The organism is Bradyrhizobium agreste (assembly GCF_016031625.1).
GTDB lineage: Bacteria > Pseudomonadota > Alphaproteobacteria > Rhizobiales > Xanthobacteraceae > Bradyrhizobium > Bradyrhizobium agreste.
Genome location: NZ_JACCHP010000039.1, coordinates 19,513 through 29,492 on the forward strand (window position 1 = coordinate 19,513; position 9,980 = coordinate 29,492).

Here is a 9,980-nt window from a genome sequence, read left to right on the forward strand (position 1 = left end):
CTGAGCGAGCGACCCTCCCCCTCCAGGGGAGGGTAAGAGGCATCACGGCTTGTTCGGATCGAAGCGCTTTTCCAGGCCCTTCCAGCAATCGGCGTAATCGTCTTGCAGCGTTGGCGATTTCGCCGCATGCGCGGTGACGCGCTGCGGGTAACGGGTCTCGAACATGAAGGCCATGGTGCCGGTCAGCTTCACCGGCTTCAATTCGCCGTTGCTGGCGTGCTCGAAGGCGTCGCGGTCGGGGCCGTGCGGCAGCATGCAATTGTGCAAGGAGATGCCGCCGGGGACGAAGCCCTGCGGCTTGGCGTCGTAGACGCCGTAGATCAGGCCCATGAACTCGCTCATGATGTTCATGTGGTACCAGGGCGGGCGGAAGGTGTTCTCGGCGACCATCCAGCGCTCGGGGAAGATGACGAAATCGATGTTCGCGGTGCCCGCGGTCTCCGACGGCGAGGTCAGCACCGTGAAGATCGAGGGATCGGGATGGTCGAAGCCGATCGCGCCGACCGGAGAGAAGGTGCGAAGATCATACTTGTACGGCGCGTAATTGCCGTGCCAGGCGACGACATCGATCGGCGAATGCGGCAGGGTCGTCTTGAATAGCGAGCCGCCCCATTTCACGTAGAGCTCGGTCGGCGTGTCCTTGTCCTCGTAGTTTGCGACCGGCGTCAGGAAGTCGCGCGCATTGGCGAGGCAGTTGGCGCCGATCGGCCCGCGCTCCGGCAGCGTGAAGGCGCCGCCGTAATTTTCGCAGAGATAGCCGCGCGCCGGGCCGTTCGGAATCTCGACGCGGAACTTGACGCCGCGCGGGATCACCACGATCTCGCCGGGCTCGGCATCGATGCGGCCGAACTCGGTGACGAGGCGAAGATTGCCCTGCTGAAGCACGAACATCAGCTCGCCGTCGGCATCGTAGAAGTGCTGATCCACCATCGACTTGGTGACGAGGTAGACATGCGCGGCCATGCCCGCTTGCGTGTTGACGTCACCCGCCGTCGTCATGGTCTGCACGCCCTGCACGAAGGTGAGCTCGTCCTGCGGCAGCGGCGTCGGATCCCAGCGCAGCTGCGCGATCGGCAGGTCGTATTCGTGGCACGGCGCCGAACGCCACAGGCCGGCATCGACCTTCTCGAAGCGGCCGGAATGCTTCACGGAAGGGCGGATGCGGTAGAGCCAGGAGCGCTCATTGCTGCCGCGCGGCGCGGTGAAGGGCGAGCCCGAGAGCTGCTCGGCATAGAGCCCGTAAGCGCAGCGCTGCGGCGAGTTGCGCCCGATCGGCAGCGCGCCCGGCAGTGCCTCGGTCTCGAAAGAGTTGCCGAAGCCGGACATGTAGCCCGGCGTCACCTGGGCCGAGCTGCGGATGATCTGGTCAGGCGAGGTATTGATGTTCATGGCTATCCTCCTCCTTGCAGGGCGGCCCACATTTCCTGGTCGCGCTTGTCGGTCCAGATCACGGGGTCGTCGATACCGGACGCTTCGTCGTAGGCGCGCGACACGTTGAACGGCAGGCAGTGCTCGTAAATGGCGAAGCTCGAGAATTTCGGATCCATCACCTCGCGCGCCGCCGCCATCGATTCCTTTAAGCTGCGGCCCCTGGCGACCGATATTTCGGCCGCGCCATAGAGCGAGGTGACGAAGTCGCGGGTCATCGCGATGGCCTCGCGCACCGTGGCGGTGCCTTTCAGCGCATCGCCGCGGCCCGGCGCGATCGCTTTCGGATTGAAGTTGCGGATCTCGTTCAGCGTCATCGGCCATTCGCGCAAATGCGCATCGCCGCAATAGCAGGCCGAGTGATATTCGATGAGGTCGCCGGAGAACATCACCTCCGCATCCGGCACCCAGGCGACGATGTCGCCCGAGGTGTGGCCGGCGCCCAGCTGCATCAGGCGCACCTCGCGCTTGCCGAGATAGATCGTCATCTCGCCTTCAAAGGTCAGCGTCGGCCAGGTCAGGCCGGGGATGCTGGTGGCATCCTGGAACAGGCGCGGAAAGCGGCCGTATTCGGAGTCCCAGTCCTGCTGGCCGCGCTCCGCAATCAGCCGATGAGTCTCCTGCGAGGCGACGATGCCCTGCGCGTGATAGGCGGAGGCGCCCAGCACGCGGACGGCGTGATAGTGCGACAGCACGACGTATTTGATCGGCTTGTCGGTGACAGTGCGCACGCGCTCGATCACCTTGTTCGCCATCGCCGGCGTCGCCTGCGCGTCGAACACGAGGCAGCCATCGTCGCCGACGATCACGGCCGTGTTGGGATCGCCCTCGGCGGTGAAGGCATAGAGATCGGTACCGATCTCGGAGAAGGTAATCTTCTTCTCGGAGAGATCGCCGGTGGATGCGAAGTTCTTCGCCATGCGTTCGTCCTTACGGGGTTATTGTTGTTGCAGTTGTTGCTGCTGGCCGTCGATCATGCGGCGCTTGGCGAGGCCGATCGCCTCGCGCAGCACGTCGATGTCGCCGATATGGTTGGCGAGGATCAGCACCAGCGTGGCGTCGAAATCGGCGCTCTGCTCCTCGGTCAGGCCGCGATGCGCCTCGACGATGGCGCGGAACGCATCGTCGGGGCGAGCGAAGTTCGAGCTGGTGGACAGCGGCATGCGAAACCTCAATTCAAGCCTGCGGCACGCGACAGCGCTGCCGCGATCGCCTCGCGCGTCGGATGGCGGAAGCGCGCCGCGACGTAACCATCGGGCCTGAGCAGATAGGCTGCGCCGGGCCCCGCGTCGTAGCGCCTGGCGACGAGGCCGGAGGGATCGCCCAGTCCTTTCTCGCCGCCGATACGGATAGTCTTGACGCCATCAGGCGCATCGGGCGCAACGCCATTGCTGAACGACAACAGCGTGAAGTCCGTTCCGCCCTGGCGGAAGGCATCCGTCAGGTAGGCACGCTCGGCAACGGGCGCATCGAGCATGGAACAGCCGGGCCGAGGCCCACCGGCCCAGGCATCGGCATCAGGTGAGGACAGCGGCGTCTCGTAGCTGCACGGCACCGACAGCCGGCCACCATTGACCATGCGCTTGCCGAACTCGGTCTCCTTGGCGAGCGCCAGCACGGCCTTGCGCAGCCGCGCCTCCTGATGCGAGTTCGGCGCCATGAAGTCGGTCGAGCGGGTGGATTCGCGGATGTTCTCGTCGGCCGCCATGCTGCGCTCGATATGGTAGCTCTCCAGCAGGCCCGCGGGCGATTTGCCGCGCAGCACGCGGTCGAGCTTCCAGGACAGATTCTCCGCGTCTTCGAGTCCCGAGTTCGCGCCACGCGCGCCGAAGGGCGAGACCTGATGCGCGGAATCGCCGGCGAAGATCACGCGGCCATGGATGAAGCGGTCCATCCGCCGGCACTGGAATTTGTAGAGCGAGATCCACTCGAACTCGAACTTGTCGTGGCCGAGCATGCGCGCGATCCGCGGCCGCACGTTTTCCGGCTTCTTCTCGAGAACCGGATCGGCATAGCGGTTGAGCTGGAGGTCGATGCGCCAGACATCGTCGGGCTGCCGGTGCAGCAGCGCCGAACGCCCCGCATGGAACGGCGGATCGAACCAGAACCAGCGCTCGGTCGGAAATTCCGCGGTCATCTTGACGTCCGCGATCAAGAACTGATCCTCGAATACCTGGCCGGCGAATTCGGCACCGACCATCTGCCGCAGCGAGGAGCGCGCGCCGTCGCAGGCGATGACATATTGCGCATGCAGGCGATAGGCGCCCTCGGGCGTCTCGATCGTCAGCACGGCGGAATCGTTGCGCTGCTCGAGCGCCGTCACCTTGTTGCGCCAGCGCAGGTCGATCTCCGGCAGCTCGTTTATGCGATCGACCAGATAGGCCTCGGCGTAATATTGCTGGAGATTGATGAAGGCCGGCCGCTTGTGACCGTCTTCGGGCAGGAGATTGAACTGGTAGAGCTGCTGTTCGCCGTGGAAGATCCGTCCCACGCTCCACACCACGCCCTTGTCGACCATGCGGTCGCCGACGCCGAGCCGGTCCCAATATTCCAGCGAGCGTTTCGAGAAGCAGATCGCGCGCGAACCCTCGCCGATGCGGTCCGCATCATCGAGCAGCACGACGCGCTGGCCGCGCTGGGCGAGATCGATCGCCAGCGACAACCCGACCGGGCCCGCACCGACGATCACGACCGGATGTTCCGCGGGGCTCGACCCCGAACGGTCCTGATCGGGGTGACGGCGGTAGCCGAACTGGGTCTTGGCGTGAGGGGTATTGGCCGGCGCCATACACGAACCTCGGCTCTGGTCAGGACAGGATTGATCTGCTAGATAGTCTCACGTGCAACTATTTTGGACCGGAGCCGGCCGGCCGTCAACTGGAATTCGGAGGCGCTCTCCTTGGCGAGGACATCCAGCGACATCGCGCTCAGAGCGCGCGCGGCCGACGAGGCCTCAGCGCGGCCAAAGCCGCGGCTCGATTTGTTCAAGTTCGTGCCGTTCCGCCTCAACCGACTCGCGGCGGAGGTCAGTTCCGCGCTGTCGGTCGAATATCAGGAGCGCCATGGCCTGGACATCCCGGCCTGGCGCATCATCGCCACGCTCGGCTTCCGCAATGATGCCTGCAGCGCGCAGTACATTGCGCAGTGCACCCGCACACACAAATCCACCATCAGCCGCGCGGTGACGATGCTGCTCAGCGACGGCCTGATCGAGCGGGTCGAGAATGCAGCCGACCGCCGCGAATTCCGCCTGCAACTGACCAGGAAGGGCCGCGCGCTCTACGAGGAGCTGTTCCCGCAATTGCTGCGGCGGGAGGACGAGATCCTCGCCTGTCTCTCCGCGCAAGAGCGCAAGCAATTGTCGACGCTGCTCGGCAAGATCGAGCAGAGCCTCGATCTGATCCAGACCAGCGAAGAGGCCGACGCCAAGCAGGCCTATTAGGTTCTGGATTCGCAGTAGCGGACGCGGCGGCCGTTATGCGATCGCACTTAAGCGATCATAGCTTCCACGACGCTCGCCGCCGAACTAGTCGGCACGACCCGCGTGAGTCTGAAACCACCCTTGCTTAACAGTGACCCGTATTCGACTTCTGTTCGCTCCTGTCCCCCCATACTGACGAGCATAGTCATATCGAGCATTTTCCCTGGATGCGGGATATCGCCGAGCGGCAGCACCATTTCAACGAGGAGCAGCCGACCGTCCGCTTTCATTCCCTTACGGACATTACCAAGGATAGTCAGGCACTGATCCTCGTCCCAATCGTGGATGATATGCGAAAGAATGTATGCGTCGCCGCCAGTGGGGACGCTCTCAAAGAAATCGCCGGGCACAATCGTCACCCTGTCGCTCACGCCTCTGGCTTTCAGCAAGTTCGGTGCATCCGTCACAACGTGCGGCTGGTCGAACAAGATCCCGTGCGGCCTAGCATGATGGGAAAGGACGGCCGCCAACATGTTGCCGGTCGCACCGCCGACGTCAACAATGGTACCAAAAACCGAGAAATCATAAGCCGTAGCGACAGCTGCGGGCTCCTGACTGTGTAAACCGACCATCATCTCGCTGAACAGCGATGCTTCCTCGGGATGATGGGCAAGGTAGTCAAAAAACCCGACGCCCTGTGCCTTTTCAAAGCCGGGGCGGCCTGTCTCAATGGAATAGACGACATGGTCCCAGCCACTTTGAGATGATGGATTTCCGGAAAAAATCACGGATGCTCGCGCTGAGCCGGGTGCGCCGGTTTTCAGCGCGTCACCCAATGCAGTTAAAGCAAAACGTTGCTCTGTGCGCTCGGTAAGAATGCCCAGGCTCGCCAGGGCACGCATTAGCCTGTGCAATGAAGGCGCATGCACATGCAGGAGCCCGGCAAGTTGTGCAGCGCTCTTCGGTCCGCTGGCTAGTTGGTCTGCTAACCCCAACTTGGCCGCCGCGTAGACAGTTCTGGCAACGACATGGGCGCGACCCATCTGGATCAATTGAATGTGCGGCGGAAGTTCGTCCGACTTGATATCTGCCATATCCTTTCCCCCTAAAGATGATCAGCATACAAGACAATGGAGGAGCAGGCCACTTTCCGCTTCTGGACCGACACTGACCGTCGACGATGTTCTTTTCGCGCGGCGTTCCGGAGCATGGCGGATACGAGGCCTGCCTGCACTGAACCGCAAGAACGCTCTCGGCCCTGCTCGGCAAGATCGAGCAGAGCCTCGATCTGATCCAGACCAGCGAAGAGGCCGACGCCAAGCAGGCGTACTAAATTGGCGGCTCGAAAATTCCTCCGCGTTGTTGGTGGAAGTCCTGCCGGCACTCGCTGCCCCGCGACAGCAGATTGTTTGCGTGTTCCTCTGTGAACCGATCGTTCACAATGGAACGGCAGCCTTCATGGGAACGGCCTTTAGCGCTGTTCACCGGTCAATTCTTCACGAAACCAAACCTCGCGCCAATCGTTGGCCGAGTGCGCTGTCACTTCTCAGAGGAGGTGCCAAATGAAACGAATTATCCTCGCGCTCGCCGCGGCGACCACATTGGCTGCAGGAGCGGTGACAACAGCGAACGCCGTAGAGTTTGGCGTCGGTCCAGGCGGCGTCTATGTCGGCCCCGACCGGGACTACGGCTACTACGATCGGTCCTACGGCGGTAGCTGCCGAACCATCGTTGAACACCGAACCAATCGTTTTGGTGAGGACGTTGTGGTTCGCCGACGGATCTGCGATTGATCGCAGTGAGTGACTAAGCTTTGGCCCCGACGCGCGTCAGCGCATCGGGGCCTCATCTTAGGGGTCCGCGAAGATGCTCCGTTGACCCATAGCCGACCTTCGTCGGCACAGTCGTCGGTGCAGCAGCTCGTAGGATGGGTTGAGGCCCTTGCGAAACCCATCAATCCATCCGCGATGGCGAAGCTCGATGGGCAAAACGTAAGCGAACCCCATCAAAACCCCTCCGCCGATGACGAAGCACGATGGGTTTCGCAAGGGCTCAACCCATCCTACGCGCTGCTCGGCAAGATCGAAGCGAGCCTCGACCTGATCCAGATCAGCGAAGAGGCCGACGCGAAGCAGGCGTATTAGGTTCTGGATTCACAAAGGTACGGATGTCGGTTGTTTGGGCTTGAGCAGACGTCTCGTGCTTGATTGAGCATTACCGGTTTTGACCCATTTGCAGACTTGAGAGCGCTCCCTTATTGCGACCGTTCCAAGAGCCCGTTCACCAGTTTGAACCCGTCACAACACACGTTTTCGAAAGAAAACATTTACTTCGTGAGTACGATTGCGGTGCACTATTCCAAGCCAACAAGCGCGGCCGAAAGAAGTGACGATGTGGTACATCATTGTTTGCAACGTAATTGCATTTTCGTTTGCTGCTCTCGTATTTCCTCTTCTGGCTCGCAATCGTCCAGTCTTGGCTTGGGGTCTCGCGATTTGCACCAATATCCCAGCGCTCTTCTTCCTCGCGGTTCTGGGGTCTTCTAACGCTGATTGGGCCCAAGCGCTTATTGTCACTCTTCTCGTATTTTTCGGCTTTGGTGGTCTTGGCATGGGGGCATTTGTTGGGCTCGCCATCGCGAGCGTCTTCGGGGACAGCATCGCGGGGTGCCTTCGTTCCATCCTACAAAAGATCAAGGAGGCCCGCGGATAACGCAGTCAACTGCCTTTTTCGCTTTTGGCCCGACTCTGACCTCCGACGATGTTCTTTTCGCGCGGCATTCCGGAGCATAGCGGACACGAGGCCCGCCTGAGCCGCAAGAGCGCTCTCGGCCCGGCGCAAGATCGAAGCGAGCCTCGATCTGATCCAGACCAGCGAGAGGCAGACGCGAACCAGGCGTACTGATCGACCCTCATGGTGAGGAGGCGCGAAGTGCGACGCCGCCCAAAACTCAATCGTCGTGCCGGACAAGCAGAACGAAGCGAGGCGCAGATCCGGGACCCCATAACCACACGGAGATGTTTGGCGAAGACTCGGAGTTGCCGGCTCGCGCAGCGACTCCTGCCTGGGGTTATGGGTCCCGGATCTACGCGCGCTTTGGGCGCGCTTGTCCGGGACGACGAGCATGGGCCAGGCCTCAGCCGCTATTTCGCAAACGACCGCGTCGGCGGCAGATGCAGTGCCCAGGCGTCGACCTTGTCGCTGGCGCGCGGATAGATCTCCGTCACGATTGGATCATGACCGGGAATGTAGCGATCGGGATGGCCGGCGAGGCGCTCGATCGTGTCCCAGCCTTGCGCCATGTCGCCGACATTGTAGACGATCGGGAACGGGCTCCTGCGCTGCAGATTGGCGTAGTAATGCGCGGCATCGGAGGCCAGCACCACGGGGCCGCGCGCGGTCTCGACCTTCACCACCTGCAAGCCGTCCGAATGGCCGCCGACGCGGTGCACGGTCACGCCGGGGGCGACCTCGCCGTCGCCCGAATAGAAGGTGACGCGCTCGCCATAGACGTGGCGCACCATCTGCGTCACGTGCTCGACCGAGAACGGGTGGCGCAGCAGGCCGTTGCACATGCAGCGCCCGGTCGCGTAAGCCATCTCGCGCTCCTGCAGATGAAAGCGCGCATTGGGAAAGCGGTCGAGATTGCCGGCGTGGTCGTAGTGCAGATGCGTCACGATGACGTCACGAATGGCTGACGCCGCGACGCCGAAACGCTGCAGCGCATCGACCGGATTGAGCGTGAGCTTGCGCGCCCGCGCGCTCGCCTCCTCGGCGTTGAAGCCGGTATCGACCAGAATGTCGCGGCCGTGCCCTCGAATCAGCCAGACGAAATAATCGAGGTCCTGTGCCGCGCTGTCATGCGGGTCGGGCACGAGAAAGTTCATGTGGGGGGTGCGAGGCGACATCGTCGCATAGCGCAGGGCGTAGATCTCGTAGACGTTTCCCATGGGCTCGCTTTTTTTCGAGTTGGATCTTGCCGGACGATCGCACACACCAAGCCACCACCGGCAGGAAAGGTCAAACGCGAGGCGTTGCGGCGGAGGCGGGCGGCAATGTGAGATCGATCACGTCTTCATCGCCATGGCTGCGCTAAGGTCCGCCGATAGCACCGAGGCACCGAGGACCGTCATGACAACCCCATCCATTGCTCTCGCGGCATGCCCATCGCTGCGGTCCATCATCGGGATAAGGTCGAATCTCCAAGCGGTTGACGCCCTCCGTCCCCGGTTTGATAATGAGGTAAGCGTAAGTTAAGGTCGCCGCGGCGCAAGCTGGAACGGCGCCTTTTTGGCTGGACCGCGCTGATTATGAAAATTCGCTTCTTTCTTCTTCTGCCCTTGCTCATCTCGCTCGTCCCGACTGCCCCCTCGCTTGCGGCCGGCGACCGTTTTGCGCTGGTCATCGGCAACTCCAAATATCCCGATGCGGATGCCCCGCTGAAGGAACCGATCAACGATGCGCGCGCCGTCGCCGACGAGCTCAAGCGCGACGGCTTTTCGGTCGAGCTCGGCGAGAACCTGACCGGCGACGCCATGCGCCGCGCTTTCGACAAGCTCTACGGCAAGATCAAGCCGGGCTCGGTCGCGCTGGTGTTCTTCTCGGGTTTCGGCATCCAGTCCGCGCGCCAGAGCTACCTGCTGCCGGTCGACGCGCAGATCTGGACCGAGTCCGACGTGCGCCGCGATGGCTTCAGCCTCGAGACGGTCCTCGGCGAGCTCAACACCCGCGGCGCCGGCGTCAAGATCGCGCTGATCGACGCATCCAGGCGCAACCCGTTCGAGCGCCGGTTCCGCAGCTTCTCGGCGGGCCTGACCCCGGTGATCGCGCCGAACGGCACGCTGGTGATGTACTCGGCGGCGCTGGCCTCGGTGGTCTCGGACGCCGGCGGCGACCGCAGCCTGTTCGTCCAGGAGCTGCTGAAGGAAATCCGCGTCCCCGACCTGATGGCCGAGGAGACGCTGAACCGCACCAAGATGGGCGTCACCCGCGCCTCGCGCGGCGAGCAGGTGCCGTGGATTTCCTCGTCATTGGCCGAAGATTTCTCGTTCATTCCGGGCGCCGGCGGATCGCGTCCGGGAGCGCCGCCGGCGCCCGGAATGAACGAGAAATCTTCGGCCAATGACGAGGA

The 9,980-nt window shown here is 62.6% G+C and carries 10 protein-coding genes and 2 pseudogenes; 6 read left to right on the forward strand and 6 right to left on the reverse strand.

Features of this window, described 5'->3' with window-relative positions; all coding sequences use genetic code 11:
* Nucleotides 1-42 precede the first annotated feature (42 nt).
* The 4 genes from hmgA to HZZ13_RS35235 are packed head-to-tail and all read right to left on the reverse strand — an operon-like array spanning nt 43 to nt 4,216.
* A complete protein-coding gene (gene hmgA / locus HZZ13_RS35220; protein WP_197964022.1) occupies nt 43-1,389 on the reverse strand; it encodes a homogentisate 1,2-dioxygenase in 1,347 nt (448 codons plus the stop codon).
* 2 nt (nt 1,390-1,391) lie between these two features.
* Complete coding sequence (locus HZZ13_RS35225) at nt 1,392-2,348, reverse strand: MBL fold metallo-hydrolase (RefSeq protein ID WP_197964023.1); 957 nt, start codon at nt 2,346-2,348, stop codon at nt 1,392-1,394.
* A gap of 18 nt (nt 2,349-2,366) precedes the next feature.
* Nucleotides 2,367-2,591, reverse strand: a complete 225-nt coding sequence (locus tag HZZ13_RS35230; protein WP_197964024.1) for a DUF2783 domain-containing protein — start codon at nt 2,589-2,591, stop codon at nt 2,367-2,369.
* Between the two features lie 8 nt (nt 2,592-2,599).
* Nucleotides 2,600-4,216: an FAD-dependent oxidoreductase gene (locus HZZ13_RS35235; RefSeq protein ID WP_197964025.1), complete on the reverse strand. Its 1,617-nt coding sequence runs from the start codon at nt 4,214-4,216 to the stop codon at nt 2,600-2,602.
* 111 nt (nt 4,217-4,327) lie between these two features.
* On the opposite strand from HZZ13_RS35235, the gene HZZ13_RS35240 reads away from it, so the two are divergent.
* Nucleotides 4,328-4,870: a MarR family winged helix-turn-helix transcriptional regulator gene (locus HZZ13_RS35240; protein ID WP_197964026.1), complete on the forward strand. Its 543-nt coding sequence runs from the start codon at nt 4,328-4,330 to the stop codon at nt 4,868-4,870.
* 47 nt (nt 4,871-4,917) lie between these two features.
* Here HZZ13_RS35240 and HZZ13_RS35245 read toward each other — a convergent pair whose 3' ends face one another.
* Complete coding sequence (locus tag HZZ13_RS35245; protein WP_197964027.1) at nt 4,918-5,943, reverse strand: methyltransferase; 1,026 nt, start codon at nt 5,941-5,943, stop codon at nt 4,918-4,920.
* Between the two features lie 149 nt (nt 5,944-6,092).
* On the opposite strand from HZZ13_RS35245, the pseudogene HZZ13_RS37715 reads away from it, so the two are divergent.
* The 4 genes and pseudogenes from HZZ13_RS37715 to HZZ13_RS35260 all read left to right on the forward strand — a co-directional run.
* Nucleotides 6,093-6,182, forward strand: a pseudogene (locus HZZ13_RS37715) (MarR family winged helix-turn-helix transcriptional regulator); the annotation flags it as partial.
* Between the two features lie 229 nt (nt 6,183-6,411).
* Nucleotides 6,412-6,642 carry a hypothetical protein gene (locus tag HZZ13_RS35250; protein ID WP_197964028.1) on the forward strand — a complete coding sequence of 77 codons (231 nt, stop codon included), beginning with the start codon at nt 6,412-6,414 and terminating at the stop codon, nt 6,640-6,642.
* A gap of 276 nt (nt 6,643-6,918) precedes the next feature.
* Nucleotides 6,919-6,993: pseudogene (locus HZZ13_RS35255) on the forward strand (MarR family winged helix-turn-helix transcriptional regulator); the annotation flags it as partial.
* Between the two features lie 247 nt (nt 6,994-7,240).
* The gene (locus HZZ13_RS35260) at nt 7,241-7,561 is read left to right on the forward strand and encodes a hypothetical protein (protein WP_197964029.1); all 321 of its coding nucleotides are present in this window, start codon (nt 7,241-7,243) and stop codon (nt 7,559-7,561) included.
* Nucleotides 7,562-7,992: 431 nt separating this feature from the next.
* Here the strand turns inward: HZZ13_RS35260 and HZZ13_RS35265 are convergent, their stop codons facing one another.
* Nucleotides 7,993-8,799: an N-acyl homoserine lactonase family protein gene (locus tag HZZ13_RS35265; protein ID WP_197964030.1), complete on the reverse strand. Its 807-nt coding sequence runs from the start codon at nt 8,797-8,799 to the stop codon at nt 7,993-7,995.
* A 360-nt stretch (nt 8,800-9,159) separates the two neighbouring features.
* On the opposite strand from HZZ13_RS35265, the gene HZZ13_RS35270 reads away from it, so the two are divergent.
* The coding region (locus HZZ13_RS35270) for a caspase family protein (RefSeq protein WP_197964031.1) at nt 9,160-9,980 on the forward strand (821 nt) is incomplete at its 3' end.